Source organism: Frigoribacterium sp. CFBP 13712, from assembly GCF_014842255.1.
Classification (GTDB): domain Bacteria; phylum Actinomycetota; class Actinomycetes; order Actinomycetales; family Microbacteriaceae; genus Frigoribacterium.
Map to the genome: position 1 here is coordinate 64,552 of NZ_JACYVH010000001.1, position 16,279 is coordinate 80,830.

At 71.9% G+C, this 16,279-nt stretch carries 14 protein-coding genes; 7 read left to right on the forward strand and 7 right to left on the reverse strand.

What is annotated here, in order from left to right; all coding sequences use genetic code 11:
- Positions 1-49 precede the first annotated feature (49 nt).
- Entirely contained in the window at positions 50-1,441 is a 1,392-nt protein-coding gene (locus tag IFT51_RS00300) for an anthranilate synthase component I family protein (protein WP_192057978.1), read from the reverse strand.
- A 12-nt stretch (positions 1,442-1,453) separates the two neighbouring features.
- Between IFT51_RS00300 and IFT51_RS00305 the strand changes: the two genes are divergently transcribed.
- Positions 1,454-2,350: an aminotransferase class IV gene (locus tag IFT51_RS00305; protein ID WP_192057980.1), complete on the forward strand. Its 897-nt coding sequence runs from the start codon at positions 1,454-1,456 to the stop codon at positions 2,348-2,350.
- Positions 2,351-2,413: 63 nt separating this feature from the next.
- On the opposite strand, the gene cydC is transcribed toward IFT51_RS00305, so the two are convergent.
- Genes cydC through IFT51_RS00325 form a run of 4 tightly spaced genes read right to left on the reverse strand, consistent with a single transcriptional unit; the run spans position 2,414 to position 8,229 of the window.
- On the reverse strand, positions 2,414-4,147 hold the full coding sequence (gene cydC / locus IFT51_RS00310; protein ID WP_192057982.1) for a thiol reductant ABC exporter subunit CydC: 1,734 nt from the start codon (positions 4,145-4,147) through the stop codon (positions 2,414-2,416).
- A complete protein-coding gene (gene cydD, locus IFT51_RS00315) occupies positions 4,144-5,805 on the reverse strand; it encodes a thiol reductant ABC exporter subunit CydD (RefSeq protein ID WP_192057984.1) in 1,662 nt (553 codons plus the stop codon). The genes cydC and cydD overlap by 4 nt, the downstream gene beginning before the upstream one ends.
- Before the next feature lie 10 nt (positions 5,806-5,815).
- The gene (gene cydB / locus IFT51_RS00320; RefSeq protein WP_192057987.1) at positions 5,816-6,817 is read right to left on the reverse strand and encodes a cytochrome d ubiquinol oxidase subunit II; all 1,002 of its coding nucleotides are present in this window, start codon (positions 6,815-6,817) and stop codon (positions 5,816-5,818) included.
- Positions 6,817-8,229 (reverse strand): cytochrome ubiquinol oxidase subunit I, encoded by a 1,413-nt coding sequence (locus IFT51_RS00325; RefSeq protein WP_192057989.1) that lies wholly within the window; start codon positions 8,227-8,229, stop codon positions 6,817-6,819. Before IFT51_RS00325 ends, cydB begins: the two co-directional genes overlap by 1 nt.
- An 86-nt stretch (positions 8,230-8,315) precedes the next feature.
- On the opposite strand from IFT51_RS00325, the gene IFT51_RS00330 reads away from it, so the two are divergent.
- Positions 8,316-8,975 carry a VTT domain-containing protein gene (locus IFT51_RS00330; RefSeq protein WP_192057991.1) on the forward strand — a complete coding sequence of 220 codons (660 nt, stop codon included), beginning with the start codon at positions 8,316-8,318 and terminating at the stop codon, positions 8,973-8,975.
- Positions 8,976-9,036: 61 nt separating this feature from the next.
- Here IFT51_RS00330 and IFT51_RS00335 read toward each other — a convergent pair whose 3' ends face one another.
- Entirely contained in the window at positions 9,037-9,684 is a 648-nt protein-coding gene (locus tag IFT51_RS00335) for a TetR/AcrR family transcriptional regulator (RefSeq protein WP_192057993.1), read from the reverse strand.
- A 147-nt stretch (positions 9,685-9,831) separates the two neighbouring features.
- On the opposite strand from IFT51_RS00335, the gene IFT51_RS00340 reads away from it, so the two are divergent.
- The 5 genes from IFT51_RS00340 to IFT51_RS00360 all read left to right on the forward strand — a co-directional run bounded on the left by IFT51_RS00340 (position 9,832) and on the right by IFT51_RS00360 (position 14,672).
- On the forward strand, positions 9,832-10,554 hold the full coding sequence (locus tag IFT51_RS00340; RefSeq protein WP_192057995.1) for an SOS response-associated peptidase: 723 nt from the start codon (positions 9,832-9,834) through the stop codon (positions 10,552-10,554).
- A gap of 17 nt (positions 10,555-10,571) precedes the next feature.
- Positions 10,572-11,615, forward strand: coding sequence for an App1 family protein (locus IFT51_RS00345; RefSeq protein WP_192057997.1), 1,044 nt, complete (start codon positions 10,572-10,574; stop codon positions 11,613-11,615).
- Between the two features lie 107 nt (positions 11,616-11,722).
- Positions 11,723-12,049, forward strand: coding sequence for a DUF6504 family protein (locus IFT51_RS00350; protein WP_192057999.1), 327 nt, complete (start codon positions 11,723-11,725; stop codon positions 12,047-12,049).
- A 124-nt stretch (positions 12,050-12,173) separates the two neighbouring features.
- Entirely contained in the window at positions 12,174-12,863 is a 690-nt protein-coding gene (gene pnuC / locus IFT51_RS00355; protein WP_192059186.1) for a nicotinamide riboside transporter PnuC, read from the forward strand.
- A 21-nt stretch (positions 12,864-12,884) separates the two neighbouring features.
- Positions 12,885-14,672, forward strand: coding sequence for a glycoside hydrolase family 15 protein (locus IFT51_RS00360; protein WP_192058001.1), 1,788 nt, complete (start codon positions 12,885-12,887; stop codon positions 14,670-14,672).
- A gap of 94 nt (positions 14,673-14,766) precedes the next feature.
- On the opposite strand, the gene IFT51_RS00365 is transcribed toward IFT51_RS00360, so the two are convergent.
- Complete coding sequence (locus IFT51_RS00365) at positions 14,767-16,131, reverse strand: glucose-6-phosphate dehydrogenase (RefSeq protein ID WP_192058003.1); 1,365 nt, start codon at positions 16,129-16,131, stop codon at positions 14,767-14,769.
- Positions 16,132-16,279: the final 148 nt, after the last annotated feature.

A 16,279-nucleotide genomic window follows, 5' to 3' on the forward strand; every position in this document is an offset into this window, starting at 1 on the left:
GGATCCGCCGCTGGGGAAGCCGCCCTCAGGCCGGCACAGGAGGGGGAGCTCAGGAGGCGCGGGTCGGCCCGTCCGCCAGCACCGCCAGCAGGGCGGCCGCCTTCACCCCCACCTCGTCCCACTCGGCGCGGGGCACCGACGCCGACGTCACTCCCCCGCCGACGCCGACGGTCGCCGTGCCGGCGCCGCCCGCTCCGGCCCGGTCGACGACGATCGAGCGGATCACCATGGCCAGCGAGACGGTGCCGTCGAGTCCGAACGTGCCGATCGCGCCCGAGTAGATCCCCCGGGGGCGCGCCTCCCACGCCGTCAGCAGTTCGACGGCGCGGCGCTTCGGCGCGCCGGTCATCGACCCCGCGGGGAACATCGAGGCGACGGCGTCGAGCCCCGTGAGCCCGGGTCGCAGGCGCCCGCGCACGGTGCTGACGAGCTGGTGCACCGCGGGGTACGAGTGCACGGCGAAGAGCTCGACGACCTCGACGCTGCCGGGGGCGCAGACGCGGGTCAGGTCGTTCCGCACGAGGTCGACGATCATCAGGTTCTCGGCGAGCTCCTTCTCGCTCGTCGCGAGCTCGTCGGACAGCTCCGCGTCGGCGAGCGCGTCGCGCCCCCGCGGGCGGGTGCCCTTGATCGGCGACGACGAGACCGTGCCGTCGGCCGAGACCTCGACGAAGGCCTCGGGCGACGCGCCCAGCACCGAGGTCCCGCCGATCCGCACGAACGACGCGCGCGGGGCGGCCGAGGTCCGTCGGAGGCGCCGGTAGACCGCCAGATCGTCGACGGCTCCGTCGACCGCGACCCGGGTCGTGGGGCAGAGCACGTACGCCTCGCCGGCGACGATCGCCTCCTGGCAGCGGGCCACGAGCGCGAGGTACGACTCGGCGTCGTGATCCCAGCGGGGGTGCGTCGAGGAGGCGCGGTGCGGGGCGGTCTCGAGCCGCGCCTCCTCGGCCTCCAGGTCGTCCCACCGGGCGACGACGCCCTCGAGCCAGTCGGGCGCGGCGGTGCTGACGGCCTCGACCGTGCGGAGCGCGTGATCGAAGACGAGCGCCCGGTCGGTGCGGAGCAGGGCGAGATCAGGAGGCGCGGTGCCGTCGGCGCGTTCGCCCGCGTCGTTCACGGGGTGCGCCCCGCGACCGAGTCCGCCGTCGCGGTCGAGCAGCCAGAGGCCGACCCCGTAGCCGAGCCAGCCGGCCCAGCCGAGCGGATCCGCGTCGGCTCTCGGCGCGGAGAGGTCGTCGTGCAGCGCCGACCAGACCGCGTCGAGGCGACCGCCGGACGCGGAGGCGGTCACGGCCTCGCCCCACGCCAGGACCGATCGACCGGTCGCGGCGTCGAGCCCGGCGTCGATCCAGACCACGTCTCCCTCGGTCGCGAGACACGACACCACGAGTTCTGGGTCGCGCCACTCGAGCGGCGCACGGACCACCGGAGGACGCATAGCCTTGAGTGTATGAGCACCGCGACGACCCTCCTCTGGCGCGGCGGACTCCTCGAGCCCCTGCCCGACGCCCGACGGGGTGCCGACGGCGTCGATGAGGCCGACACCGGTGTGATCGAGCCGACGCTGCTGGTCGCAGACTCCTGGCTGGTCGACGAAGGTCGCGTCCGGGCCCTCGACGTGCACCGCGAGCGGTTCGCCGGGTCGGTGGACGCCGCGACGGCCGGGATGACCGGTCGGCCGACCCCGGACGACGTCGACGCGTTCTGGACGGCCGTGGTCGCCCGGCTGCCGCGCACGGGCCGGTGGTTCCCCCGGGTCGAGCTGGTGGCGGCCGGGGACGACGCGACCGGCGGGGCCGACACGACGGGCGGGGCCGACTCGACCCGCGCCTCCTCGGTCGCCCTGCGACTGCGGCTGCGGCCGGCTCCCCCGGCGAGCGCGACCGTGGTGCTGGCGACGGCGGCCCACGACCCGCGGGTCAGCCCGCTCGTCAAGGGGCCCGATCTCATGGCGCTCGGCCGGGTGCGCGACGAGGCCCGCTCGCGGGGAGCCGACGAGGCGGTCGTCCTGAGCGGAGACGGTCATGTCGTCGACGGGGCGTGGAGCTCGATCGTCTGGTGGCGCGGCGACGCCCTCTGCCTGCCGTCCGACGATCTGCCGCGTCTGCCGGGCGTCACCGTGCGGACTCTGGCCACCCTCGCTGCGGTGATGGGCGTCGACGTGCTGCACGAGCACGCGCGACCCGACGAGCTGAGCGGCTTCGAGGTCTGGACCACGAGCGCTCTGCACGGGATCCGCATCGCGACCGGCTGGGTCGACGGCCCGTCGCCCGCCGAGCAGCCCGGTCGGCTGGCGCTCTGGCGGTCGCGGCTCGACGCCCTGCGCCGTCCGCTGCCGTCGGTCTGACGGCGTCCCTGCAGGCGCGAAGGCGCTCAGGCCCGGGGGCCCTGAGGCACGGAGGCATGGAGCCTAGGAGGCGCGGGTCGCGTCGACGATCCGCCCCGCCTCGACCCGGACCCGACGGGTCACGAGCGCGTCGTCGACCGGCACATGCGAGATGAGCAGCACGGTCGTGCCCTCCTGCTGTGCCGTCGCGAGCACGTCGGCGACGAGACGCTCGGCCAGGTCGGCGTCGAGCCCGGCCGTCGGCTCGTCGAGCACGAGCACCGGGAACCCGTGCAGCAGGGCCCTGGCCAGCGAGATCCGCTGCGCCTGACCGCCGGACACCAGGGCGCCGCGTTCACCGAGTCGGGCGTCGAGGCCGCCGCGGGCCCGCACCCAGTCGGCGAGGTCGACCCGGTCGAGCACGGCCCAGAGGTCGTCGTCTGTGGCGGAGTCCCTGGCGAAGAGCAGATTCTGGCGGACGGACTCGTCGAAGAGGTAGGGCGCCTGCTCGATCAGGCCGACGGTGGCCCGCACCCGGTCGGCCGGGACCGTCGACGCGTCGACGCCGCCGACCTCGTAGCGACCCCGGTGGTCGAGGAACCTCGCCAGCACGGCGGCCAGCGTGCTCTTGCCCGCCCCGCTCGGTCCCTCGACGACGACCCGCTCGCCGACCCGGAGGTCGAGGTCGACGGTGTCGAGCGCCGGCGAGGTCGACCCGGGCCAGGCCGCCGACAGGGCCGCGAGGCGGAGGGCGGTGCCGCCCGCGGGCGGCAGCGGCAGCCGGGCCGAGGCCGCGTCGACCACGTCGGCCCCGCCGACCGCGGCGGGCTCGTCGCCCCTCGGCACCTCGTCGACGACGACGCCCGCGGGGGCGACGGCCGGGACCGCCGACTCGAGACGCTCCCCGCTGGCCCGCACCCGACGCCAGGCGAGCACGGCCGTGGGCACCGAGCCGACGATCTCGAACACGGCCAACGGCACCAGCGCGACCAGGGCGAAGGAGGGCCCCGAGAGGTCGCCGCCCGCCACCGTCGGCGCCGCCACGACGATGGTCGCGAAGACGGTGGCGCCCGACAGCAGCGACATCAGCGCCGCGACCACCCCGGTCGAGGTGGCCCGGCGGCGGGCCGCCCGCCGCAGGTCGTCGTCGAGCCGGGCGACCCGGTCGAGCTGACCGTCGAGGGCGTCGAAGGCCGTCAGCACGTCGAGGTTCTGCACGGTGTCGAGCACGGCGCCCGAGAGCGCGCCCCGTCGGTCGGCGAGTGCGCGTTCGCTGCGACGCGCCAGGGCGTCCGCCGCCGCGCAGCCGACGACGAAGGCGACGGCGAGCCCGGCGGCGAGCACGAGCGCGGCCCGGGGCGAGAAGAAGGCCACACCGGCGACGGACACGGCCGACGCGACACCGGACACGATCAGCGGCTGGACGACGCGGAGAGGGAGGTCCTGCAGCGCGTCGACGTCGCTGACCATCCGCGAGAGCAGATCGCCGCGGTCGGTGCCGCCGAGCCCCGCCGGGGCGATTCGCACGAGTCGGCGGTAGAGCTCGGTCCGCACGACCGCGAGCTGACGGAAGGCGGCGTCGTGACTCGCCAACCGCTCGAGGTAGCGGAAGAACGCCCGCGCGAGGGCGAACGCGCGCACCCCCACCATCGACAGCGTGAGGAAGAGGATCGGCGGCTGCTCCGCGGCGTGCGTGATGAGGTGCGCCGACGCGGCGAGCAGCGCGATGGCGCTCAGGGCGCTCAGCACGCCGAAGACGATGCCGGACAGCGAGCGTCGCGCCGTCGGCTGGGCGGTGCGGAGCAGGGAGGTCGTCATGAGAGGGCGCTCCGGTCGAGGGCGGACAGGGTCACGACGGTGTCGGCCGCATCGCGGACGGCTGCCCGATGGGTCACGACGATCACGGCGACGCCCGAGCGCGCGATGTCGACGAGTCCGTCGATCATCGTGGTCTCGGTGACGGGGTCGAGCGCCGACGACGGCTCGTCGACGAGCAGCAGCCGGCCGCCGCGACGCCGCAGCCGGTAGACGGCCCGGGCCAGCGCGACCCGCTGCGCCTGCCCGCCGGAGAGTCCCGTGCCGCCCGCGCCCAGCTCGACCGCGGGGTCCATGCCCTGCCCGCCGGCGGCGGCGAGCGCCGCGAGCACGGCCTCGGGGTCGACCTCGTCGCCGAGTGCGATGTTGTCGGCGACGGTGCCCGAGACGAGACCGGGGGTCTGCCCCGACCAGGCGATCTCGTGCGGGGCGGGGGCGCGGTCGGCATCCTGCCAGCGCGCCTCGCCCTCCGACGGCACCGCACCCCGGAGGGCGGCGAGCAGCGAGGTCTTCCCGGCGCCGCTCGGTCCGACGATCGCGACGAGGCTGCCCACGGGGGCGACGAACGACGTCGTCGGGGACGAGGGCGCGCCTCCTCGGTGCACGGAGACCTCGGAGACGACGAGGGCGTCGGTCGGACCGACGGCGGCGAGGGGGGCGGAGGCGCGGGCGGGGTCGGCGGCGCCACTGGCGGAGGTCGTCTCCCGGTCGGCGTCGTCGAGCAGCTCGACGACCTCCGTCGCGGCGGCGACGCCGTCGGAGGCGGCGTGGAAGTTCGCCCCCACCTGCCGCAGCGGCAGGTAGGCCTCGGGGGCGAGCAGCAGCACGAACAGCGCGACAGGCAGCCCGAGCGACCCGTCGACGAGCCGGATGCCGATCGACACGGCCACGAGGGCGACGGAGAGCGAGGCGGCGAGCTCGAGTGCGAAGCCGCTGAGGAACGACACGCGGAGCACCGACATGGTCTGCGTCCGGTAGTCGTCGGTCAGTCGGCCGATGCGGGCGACCTGGCGTCGCTCGCGGCCGAAGACCTTGAGGGTCGACAGGCCGTTCACCGCGTCCAGGAACGACGAGGCGAGACCGGCGAGCCGATCCCACTGCCGGGCCTGGGCGGTGCGGGTGGTCCAGCCGATGAGCACCATGAAGACGGGGATCAGCGGCAGGGTCAGGACGACGATGAGCGCGGAGAGCCAGTCGTTCGCGCCCATCACGGCGACGATGAGCGGGGTGCTGAGCGCCGTGAGGATCAGCTGCGGCAGGTACTTCGCGAAGTAGTCGTCGAGCGCGTCGAGGCCCGGGCCGATCAGGGTGGCGAGCCGGGCCGAGTTCCGGCGAGCGAGCCACTCGTGGCCCCGGTCGGTGACGGCTCGGACGACGCGGCGGCGCAGTTGGCTCTTCACCACGGCGGCCGTCCGCGCGGCGACGGCCTCGAGCGCCCACGAGACGAGCGAGCGGGCGATCACGGCGAGCGCCAGCCCGACGAGCGCCTCGGTGAGGGCGGGTGCGCCGCGGCCGTCGACGACGGCGACCACCGAGCGGGAGGCGGACCAGGCGACCGCGATGACGCACGCCGTCTGCACGACCCCGAGCACCGCCCCGATCACGAGGAACGTGCGGGCGGCGGCGGCGTAGCCGAGGAGGCGCGGGTCGAGCGGCTTCACGGTCGTCGGCTCACGAGGCGGCCGGGATCGTCGCGCGGCTGATCCTCTTGCGGAAGATCCAGTACGTGAACCCCTGGTAGCCGAGGATGAGCGGCACGAAGACGAGGGCGACCCAGCTCATCACGGTGAGGGTGTAGTCGGAGCTCGCCGCGTTCGCGATGGTGAGGCTGTTCGCGGGGTCGTTGCTGGCCGGCATGACGGCGGGGAACAGGGCGGCGAACAGGCTCGCCACGGCGAACGCGATGGTCACGGCCATCAGGGCGAACGCCCGCCCCTCGCGCCCCCGGAGGTTGGCGGCGAACGAGGCGATGAGGGTCACCGCGGCCGCCGCGGAGAGCACGGCCGACGCGACCGTACCGTGCATCAGCGTCGTGATCACCAGGAACGACGCGGCGACGACGATCGTGACCAGCCCGGCCCGCACCGCGAGTCGCCGTGCACGCTCGCGGATCTCGCCCTCGGTCTTCAGCGAGACGAAGACCACGCCGTGGGTGAAGAAGAGCAGGAGGGTCGCGAGGCCGCCGAGCAGAGCGTAGGGGTTGAGCAGATCGGTCAGGCCGCCCGTGTAGTTGAACCCCTCGTCGAGCGGCACCCCGCGGACGACGTTGGCGAAGACGAGTCCCCAGACGAAGGCGGGCACGGCCGAGCCGACGGTGATCATCAGGTCGAAGCGGCGCTTCCAGGCGGCCTCGGGGCGCTGGTGGCGGTACTCGAACGAGACGCCGCGGGCGATGAGCGCCAGCAGGATCAGCAGCAGGAGCAGGTAGAAGCCGCTGAACAGGGTCGCGTACCACTCGGGGAACGCCGCGAACATGAACGCGCCGGCCACGATGACCCAGGTCTCGTTCAGATCCCAGACGGGGCCGATCGTGTTGATCAGCACCCGACGGTCGGTGTCGTCCCTGCCGAGGAACGGCAACGACATGCCCACGCCGAAGTCGAACCCGTCGAGCACGAAGTAGCCGACGAAGAAGAACGCGAGCAGCAGGAACCAGAGGGTGGGGAGGTCCATCAGTACACCGTCGCTTCGTGGCGGATCTCGCCGGATTCGGGGTCGGGCACGGGCGCCTCGCCCGGCCCCTTCTGGGCGGCCTTGACGATCAGTCGGAACTCGACGACCGCGAGGCTGCCGTAGATGAGCGTGAACGCGATCAGCGAGATGAGCACGGTCAGACCGGTCACGTTGGGCGAGACGCCGTCCTCGGTCTTCAGCAGCCCGAAGACCAGCCAGGGCTGTCGTCCCATCTCGGTGAAGACCCAGCCGACGATCATCGCCATCAACGGGAGGGGGTACGACCAGACGGCCGCGCGCCACACCCAGCGGTTGACCGGGAGGCGGCCCTTGCGGGTCACCCAGAGGCCGACGAGGGAGATGAGGATGGCGACCATGCCGAGGCCCATCATCCAGCGGAACGACCAGTAGGTCACCCAGATGATCGGCGTGTAGTCGCCGGGGCCGTAGAGCTGCACGTACTGCGCCTGCAGGTCGTTGATGCCCTCGACCGTGCCGTCGAACGTGTGCGTCGACAGGAAGCTCAGGAGGTACGGGACCCGGATGCTGAACAGCTCGTGCACCCCGTCGGGCGTGCCGAGGGTGAAGATCGAGAACGAGGCGTCGGCACCGGTCGAGGTCTTGTAGAGCGCCTCGGCGGCCGCCATCTTCATCGGCTGGGTCTCGACCATGGCGAGGCCGAGCTGGTCACCGGTGAGGACGGTGAGGGCGCCGGCGGCGACCATCGTCCAGAGACCGAAGCGCAGCGCGGGCCGCATGGTCTCGAGGTTCTGGTTGCGCGAGAGGTGCCAGGCGGCCACCGCGACGATGACCGCGGCCGACACCATGAAGCAGGCGAAGATCGTGTGGGGGAACGCGGCGAGGGCGACCTTGTTGGTGAGGACCTCCCAGAGGCTGGTGAGCTCGGCCCGGCCCTTCTCCTCGTTGATCGCGTAACCGACGGGGTTCTGCATGAACGCGTTCGCGGCGATGATGAAGTAGGCCGACAGGATGCTGCCGACGGTGGCACCCCAGATGCTCGCCAGGTGGAGCTTCTTCGGGACCTTGTCCCAGCCGAAGATCCAGATGCCGATGAAGGTCGCCTCGAGGAAGAACGCGAGCAGACCCTCGAGGGCGAGCGGCGCCCCGAAGACGTCGCCGACGAACCTCGAGTAGTCGGACCAGTTCATGCCGAACTGGAACTCCTGCACGATTCCGGTCACGACGCCCATGGCGAAGTTGATCAGGAAGATCTTGCCGAAGAACCGGGTGAGCTGCAGATAGTGCAGCTTCCCGGTGCGCACCCATGCCGTCTGGAAGACCGCGACCGTGAAGGCCATGCCGATCGTCAGGGGCACGAAGAGGAAGTGGTAGATCGTCGTCAGACCGAACTGCCACCGCGAGAGGAGGAGCGGGTCGAGGAGGTCGTTCACAGAGACAGTATGCGTCCCCAGTTACACAACAGGTGTCGCTTAGCGGTTCTGGTCGCTGCCGAACGGCTGTGAATAGGATCGAGCTCGTGAACGACCTCCTCGGCAGCCTCCTCGACCTCGTCCAATCGGTCGATCCGGTGCTGCGGACCCTCCTCGCCGGTCTCGCCATGGTGCTCGAGACCTCGGTGCTGCTCGGACTCGTCGTGCCGGGCGACACCGTGGCGATCGTGTCGGCCACGGCGGTCGCGACGCCGTTCGAGTTCGTCGCGCTGGTGCTGGCGCTCGTGACCGGGGCTCTGATCGGCGAGAGCGTGGGGTTCGCCCTGGGTCGGCGCTTCGGCCCCGCGATCCGCCGCAGTGCGGTCGGGCGGCGCCTCGGCGAGCGCAACTGGGTCCGGGCCGAGAACTACCTGGCGCGTCGCGGCGGGGTCGCCGTGTTCGTCTCGCGCTTCTTACCGGTGCTGCATTCGCTCATCCCGCTGACGGTCGGGATGAGCCCGATGCGCTACCGGACGTTCCTGGCCTGGACGGCCCCGGCGTGCATCCTGTGGTCGACGGCGTACGTCTCGGTCGGTGCCGCCGCCGCGGGCGGCTACCGGGAGATCGCCGACCGGCTGCACTGGGCCGGCTACCTCTTCGTCGCGGTGATCGTCGTCTTCGGCGTGGTCGTGGTCGTCGTCAAGAGGATCGTGCACGCTCGGGAGGAGCGGCACATGTCCGCCCCCGACGACGCCCCCTCGGAATGACCGCCCGCGGCGAGCGCCCGGAGTCAGCGCCCGGAGCGACCGATCAGGGTGACCGCTCGGATCAGCGGACGGCGAGCACCGGCTCGAGGTAGGCCACGACGACGCGTCGGCACTCGTCGATGAAGCGCGGGTCGCCGTCGCCGCCGGACACGAACGCCCGGGCGAGGAGGGAGTTGCCGATCTCGACGACGACCTCGACCGCCAGCTCGGTCTCGGCGTCGCGGACGACCCCGAAGCGGTCGACCAGCAGACTCGTGATTCGATCGGCCAGAGGGCTGCCCGCGGGCGCCTCGTGCGGCGCGCCGAGGTCGGGAGCGTCGCCGAACCTGATGGCGCGGAACCCGGGCTCGTCGCGGTACATCTCGGCCTTGGCGTCGATGAGCGCCTCGATGGCACGACGCCAGTCGACGATGTCGGGGTCGGCCACCCGCTCGGCGACCGTCGCCGTGAGGCGCTGGATGCAGCGGAGTGCGAGGGCGTCGACCACGGCGATGCGGTCGGGGAAGTACCGGTAGACGGTGCCGATCGAGGCGCCCGCGCGCTCGGCGACCATGGCGGTGGTCAGGCGCTCGTAACCGATCTCGTCGATGATCGACGCCGCGGCGTCGAGCAGCCCCGTGAGGCGCGCGGAGCTCCGGGCCTGGACCGGCTCGTTCCTGAGCAGTGATGATCCCCCGGGCAGTGCTTCTGTGACCTCGGTGGCGAGCAACGGTTCTCCTTCTGCGATTCGCGACGTCGTCGCGACATGGTGCTGGACGTCGATCGAGGGCGCCGCGGGCGCGGTGCGCACCGACCTCGTGCACCGTTCCGCCCGTCGGTGGCGGCCGATGTCGGTGCGAGCCGGGAGAATGGACGCATGTGCGGACGATTCGTGATGGCTCGCGCCTCGAGCGACCTGGTGGCCCTGTTCGACGTTGATGTATCAGGAGACACTCTCCCAGATCCTTCCTGGAATATCGCTCCGACCCGCCCGGTGAATCTGCTGGTCGACGCCGCCCCCCGCGGCGCCGACGCCGGCGGCCCGCCGGTGCGTCGGCTCGCGGCGGCCCGATGGGGACTCGTCCCCGGCGGGTCGAACGGACCCGAGGGCGCCCCGGTGTTCAACGCCCGATCGGAGACGGCGGCCGAGAAGCCGATGTTCCGCGACGCGGTGGCGGCCCGTCGCGGGCTGGTGCCGGCCACCGGCTACTACGAATGGACGACCGACCCCGCGGGCGTCAAGCACCCCCATCTGGTGCGCCTCCCCGACGACGAGGTCATGCTCTTCGCCGCGCTGTACGAGTGGTGGCGCGACCCGCGGGCGGCACTGGACGCACCGTCCCGGTGGCTGCTGTCGACGACGATCCTGACCCGCGCCTCCTCGGGGCCGCTCGAGACCCTGCACGACCGGATGCCGGTCTTCGTGGGGGCCGACGTGATGGACGACTGGCTCGATCCCGAGACCGAGGGCGACGACGATCTCGTGCAGGGGGTCGCGGGGCTCGCACCCGAGATCGCGGACCGCATGTCGTTCCACGAGGTCTCGTCCGAGGTCGGCTCGGTGTCGTCCGACTCCCCCGCCCTCGTCGAACCGGTCTGACGTGACAGGATGGGCGCATGCCCGACACCCGTAGACCGGCACCGGCCGGAGTCGAGCCGCTGCTGCACCGCGCCGCCCGCATCGAGAACTCGGTCCACCGGTTCCGCGAGAAGCGCGCCCGCAAGCGGGGCCTCCTCCCGACAGTCGTCCCTTACACGGGCTACGGCTCGTCCGGCTGGGCCCGCGTGCTGTCGCGGGTGCTGCTGACCCGCAAGGGAACCCTCGAGGGGATCGACCGGGCGAACGTGCGCGGTTGGCGCAGCTTCACCAGCGTGCCGGTCGAGAAGGCCAGGGTCGACGTCGTGCTCGGCGGGCGCACGCACCACCTGACGACCGACCGCGGCGGCGTGCTCGACGTGCGGGTCGAGGTCGACCTCGAACCGGGCTGGCACGTCGCCACCGTCAGCTGCGAGGGCTCGCTGCCCGTCGACGCCCCGGTCTACGTGATCGACCCCGACGTGCGGTTCGGCGTCGTGTCGGACATCGACGACACGGTCATGGTGACATCGCTGCCCCGGCCCTTCCTGGCCGCCTGGAACACGTTCGTTTTGAACGAGCACGCCAGACGCCCCGTGCCCGGCATGTCGGTGCTCTACGAGCGACTGCAGCGCACGGCCGGCGGCTGCCCGGTGATCTACCTCTCGACCGGCGCCTGGAACGTCGCCCCCACCCTCTCGCGGTTCCTCTCGCGCAACCTCTACCCGAGCGGTCCGCTGCTGCTGACCGACTGGGGCCCGACGCACGACCGCTTCTTCCGCAGCGGACGCGAGCACAAGCACGCGTCGCTCGACCGGCTGGCGAAGGAGTTCCCGCACATGCGCTGGCTGCTGGTGGGCGACGACGGCCAGCACGACGAAGAGCTCTACGGGCGGTTCCTGCACGAGCACCCCGACTCGGTCGCCGCCGTGGCGATCCGCCAGCTGTCGCCCAGCGAGGCCGTCCTCGCGGGTGGCCGGTCGACGCGCTCCGAGCACGCCCAGGGCAGCGACACCCCCTGGGTGTCCGCCCCCGACGGCGCGGGCCTCTGGGATCAGCTCGCCGACGCCGGCGTCGTCGAGTGAGGGCGTAGCAGCCTCTCGATCCTCCCTCTCGCGGGTCGGATGTCGGCGGCCGACCGTACACTTCGTTCGAACACACATTCGAACGACGACGAGCGGGGCGAGACGACATGAAGGTCGACGAGAAGGTACCGGTCGAGACGACCGACGACGGGGCGCCGCTGCGATTCGTGTGGCGGGGCGTCGTGTACGGCGTGGTCAGCCCGCCCGAGCGGTGGATCACCCGCCGAGAGTGGTGGCGGTCGGCTGCCCGGGCGCCTCGGGGCGGGGCGGTCGATCTGCTCGAGCTGCCGGTCTGGCGGGTCGACGCCCTGCCGCTGACCGACGGCGCCCATCGGATCGACGGCACCTTCGACCTCGCCCTCGACCCCGCGCTGGGCTCATGGCTGCTGCTCGGCGTCTTCGACGACCGCGTCGAGCAGCAGCTGTTCGCCTGATCGGCCGGCACTCGGGAATGCCGACACTCGGGAATGAACGACGCACCCCGCTCGTTCCGACCTCGGCGACTCGAGCGCCGTGGCAGACCACGGAGACCGTCGTCGCCACGACCAGGAGGACGACGTGCAGGTGATCCGGTGGCTCTTCGACGCTCAGCTCGTGCTGGGCGATCAGACCATCCTCTGGCGAGAGATCGTCGGCAACGTCTTCGGTCTGCTCAGCGCCCTCGGCGGCATGCGCCGGAAGGTCTGGGCCTGGCCGATCGGCATCGTCGGCAACGCCCTGCTCTTCACGGTGTTCCTCGGCGCGGTCTTCGACACGCCGAACCCGGTCAATCTGCTCGGCCAGGCCGGGCGTCAGGTGATGTTCATCGTGGTCTCGATCTACGGGTGGCGCCGCTGGCGGCAGAGCGAGACCGGGGCCGGCGCTGCAGTCGAGCCGCGGTGGGCCGGCTGGCGCAACCGCGTCCTGCTCGTCGTGGCGCTCTTCGGCGGCACGGCCGTGCTCACCCCGATCTTCGGCGCCCTGGGCTCGTACGAGCCCGTCTGGGCCGACGCCTGGATCTTCATGGGCTCGCTGCTGGCGACGTACGGCATGGCCAAGGGCTGGGTCGAGTTCTGGCTGATCTGGGTCGCCGTCGACCTCGTGGGCACACCGCTGCTGTTCAGCGCCGGCTACTACGCCTCGGCGTTCATGTACGTCTTCTACGGCGCGTTCACCCTGATGGGCTTCGTCGTCTGGGCGCGCACCCGCCGGCAGAAGCCCCTGGTCGAGACACGCTGGCCCGACCCCACCCTCCAGCGGGGTCGCTGACCGGACTGCTTGGATGGCCGCATGCCCCTGCCCATCGAGAACTACGCCCTGATCGGTGATCTGCACACCGGATGCCTCGTCGGCACCGACGGCAGCATCGACTGGCTGTGCCTGCCCCGCTTCGACTCCGCCTCGACCTTCGGCGCCCTGCTCGGCGACCACGACGCCGGGCGGTGGCTGATCGCCCCGACCGACGCCGACGCCACCGCGACCCGTCGCTACATCGACGACACGTTCGTGCTCGTGACGCGGTGGCAGACCGCCACGGGCGTCGTAGAGGTCACCGATCTGATGCCCTACGGCGACCGCCGCGCCGATGTCGTGCGCCGGGTGACGGGGGTCTCGGGCACCGTGACCCTGCACGTCGATCTGGCCATCCGCTTCGGCTACGGCAGCGCCATGCCCTGGGTGCGGCAGGTGACCGACGGCGACGACACCGCACTCGTCGCGACGGCCGGCCCCGACGCCGTCGTCGTCCGAGGGCCGCGCCTGACCGCCACCGACCACACCCATGCGACCGAGTTCGACGTCGCGGCCGGCGAGGTCGTCGACCTCTCCCTCACCTGGTACCCCTCGCACCGGCAGCCACCCGCGGCGGTGGACATCGACGCGGCCATCGACGACACGGTCGGCTGGTGGCAGGCCTGGGCCGCACGGTGCACGACTCCCCCGGCCTACGAACGCGAGGTCCGCCGTTCGCTGCTGATCCTCCGAGCGCTGACGCACGAAGACACCGGGGGCATCGTCGCCGCCGCGACGACCAGCCTGCCTGAGCAGTTCGGGGGCTCGCGCAACTGGGACTACCGCTACGTCTGGCTCCGCGACGCGTCGATGACGCTGCAGGCGCTGATCCTGCACGGCTACGTCGAGGAGGCCGATCGCTGGCGCGGCTGGCTGCTGAGGGCGATCGCCGGAGACCCGGCCGACGTGCAGATCATGTACGGCCTCGCCGGCGAGCGCCACCTGCACGAGAGCGAGATCGACCACCTGCCCGGCTACGGGGGCGCCGCTCCGGTGCGGGTCGGGAACGCCGCCTACAAGCAGTACCAGGGCGACATCTTCGGCGAGGTCATGATCGCCCTGCACGAGGCCCGCCAGCTCGGCGTCGACGAGACCGAGTACTCGTGGCCGTTGCAGCGGGCCCTGATGCAGTACGTCGACGACAATCGCACCCGGCCCGACAGCGGCATCTGGGAGATCCGCGGTGAGCTGCAGCACTTCACCCACTCGCGGGTCATGATCTGGGCCGCGCTCGATCGCGCCATCGCGGGCGTCGAGCAGTTCGGCCTCGACGGCCCGGTCGACCGCTGGCGCGAGCTCCGAGACGAGGTGCGGGCCGAGGTCGAACGCGACGGCTGGAACGCCGAACGGAACTCCTACACGCAGCACTACGACACCACCGAGGTGGACGCCTCGCTGCTGCAGCTCGCCCAGGTCGGCTTCGTCGCCGCCGACGACCCCCGCATGCTCGGCACCGTCGCCGCGATCGAGCACGACCTGCTGCACGACGGACTGCTGCTGCGCTACCGCACCGAGAGCGGCGTCGATGGGCTGGCGGGCGACGAAAACCCCTTCCTGACCTGCTCGTTCTGGCTCGCCGAGCAGTACGCGGCCTCGGGGCGGGTGGACGACGCCGTCACCCTGATGGATCGCCTGGTCGGCTACTGCAACGACGTCGGCATGCTGTCGGAGGAGATCGAGGTCGCGACGGGGCGACACGTCGGCAACACGCCTCAGGCGCTGTCGCACCTGGCGCTGGTCCGTGCGGCGGACGCGATCGGGCGCGCGCAGGCGACCCGCGCCTCCTAGGCTCCCCCGGTCGGCGGAACGGACGACGGCCGCCCTGCTCGATGCGAGCGGGACGGCCGTCGGGGTGCTGCCGTGGTTCAGGTGGGCCGGTGGATCAGGCGGGCCAGTCCGCCGGACCGGTCGAGCCGGCCGCGTACGTGTCGAGCGGCACCTGGCCGGCCTGCCACGCGTCGATCACGGGAGCGACGATGGCCCAGCAGCGCTCGGCCACGTCGCCGCGGATCGAGAGCGTCGGGTCGTCGTGGAAGATGCCGCTGAGCACCTCGCCGTAGGGGGTGAGCTCGGGCTTGCCGAGGGTCACCGACATGGTCGACTTCTCGAGGTCGAAGGGGTTGCCGGAGCCGTTGGTCGTGACGCCGAGCTCCATCGTCTCGGGGCTGATCTCGATGCGCAGCGTGTCGGGCGTCGAGGAGCCGTTGAGCCCCTCGGGCAGCGCCGGCACGGGCTTGAAGGTGATGAGGACCTCTTTGCGGATCTTCGTCATGCCCTTGCCCGAACGGAGGATGAACGGCACGCCGGCCCAACGGCGCGTCTTGACCTCGAACTCGACCTCGGCCAGGGTCTCGGTCTGACGCTCGTCGTCGACGCCGTCCTCGTCGGCGTAGGCGGGGACGTCCTTGCCGTCGATGGTGCCGGCGGAGTACTGGGCGCGACGGCTCGACGCGACGGGGTCGCCGCCCTTGACCCAGGTGGCACGCAGCACGCGCGCGATCTCGCTGCGCAGCTCGACCGAGTCGATCGACGACGGGGCGTCCATCGCGATGACCGCGAGCACCTGGAGGAGGTGGCTCTGGATCATGTCGATCAGGGCGCCGGCCTTGTCGTAGTACTGGGCGCGGCCTTCGAGACCGAGCACCTCGTCGTAGAAGATCTCGACCTTCTCGATGTTCTCGCTGTTCCAGACCGGCTCGAACAGGCGGTTCGCGAAGCGGAGGCCGATCATGTTGAGCACGGTCGCACGACCGAGGAAGTGGTCGGTGCGGTGGATGCGCTCTTCGGGGACGATCTTCAACAGCTCGGCGTTCAGCTCGCGAGCGCTCTGCTCGTCGGAGCCGAAGGGCTTCTCGAGGGCGAGGCGGAGACCCTCGGGGAGGTCGATCTCGGCCAGCGACTGGATGACCTTCGTGCTGATCGCCGGCGGGAGGGCGAAGTACATGACGGGCGTGCCCTCGCTGGCCTCGAACAGCGCCTTCAGGTGCTCGACCGTGGTGGGGTCGCCCTGGATGTAGCGGCTCGACGCGAGGGTCTTCTTGGCGAGGTCGCTGCCGGCGTCGCCGTTGAACGCCGTCTTGACGACGTCGTCCCACTCGTCGGCGCTGCGCTCGCTGCGGCCGGTGCCGATCAGCTGCACGTCGACTCCGCGGTCGCTCTTCAGCAGGCTGGCGAGGCCGGGGAGCAGCAGACGCTCGGTGAGGTCTCCGCTGGCTCCGAGGATGATGAGGGTGGTGGTGTCTGTCACTGTGCGGCTTTCATGGATGAGGGCGGCGAACGGATCGTCGCTTGTCGATCTGGCGGCGGGTGGGGTGCTCAGGCCACGAGTGTCAACGCACAGGGCGGACGGGCATTCCCGTCGACCGCCCCGGCCGGTCAGGGCACGGGTCGCGTCT

Excerpts from the sequence above, each read along its gene's own strand:
- IFT51_RS00300 (WP_192057978.1), bottom strand. The coding sequence starts at position 1,441 with ATGCGTCCTCCGGTGGTCCGTGCGCCGCTCGAGTGGCGCGACCCAGAA.
- IFT51_RS00305 (WP_192057980.1), top strand. The coding sequence starts at position 1,454 with ATGAGCACCGCGACGACCCTCCTCTGGCGCGGCGGACTCCTCGAGCCC.
- cydC (WP_192057982.1), bottom strand. The coding sequence starts at position 4,147 with ATGACGACCTCCCTGCTCCGCACCGCCCAGCCGACGGCGCGACGCTCG.
- cydB (WP_192057987.1), bottom strand. The coding sequence starts at position 6,817 with ATGGACCTCCCCACCCTCTGGTTCCTGCTGCTCGCGTTCTTCTTCGTC.
- IFT51_RS00340 (WP_192057995.1), top strand. The coding sequence starts at position 9,832 with ATGTGCGGACGATTCGTGATGGCTCGCGCCTCGAGCGACCTGGTGGCC.
- IFT51_RS00345 (WP_192057997.1), top strand. The coding sequence starts at position 10,572 with ATGCCCGACACCCGTAGACCGGCACCGGCCGGAGTCGAGCCGCTGCTG.
- IFT51_RS00350 (WP_192057999.1), top strand. The coding sequence starts at position 11,723 with ATGAAGGTCGACGAGAAGGTACCGGTCGAGACGACCGACGACGGGGCG.
- IFT51_RS00360 (WP_192058001.1), top strand. The coding sequence starts at position 12,885 with ATGCCCCTGCCCATCGAGAACTACGCCCTGATCGGTGATCTGCACACC.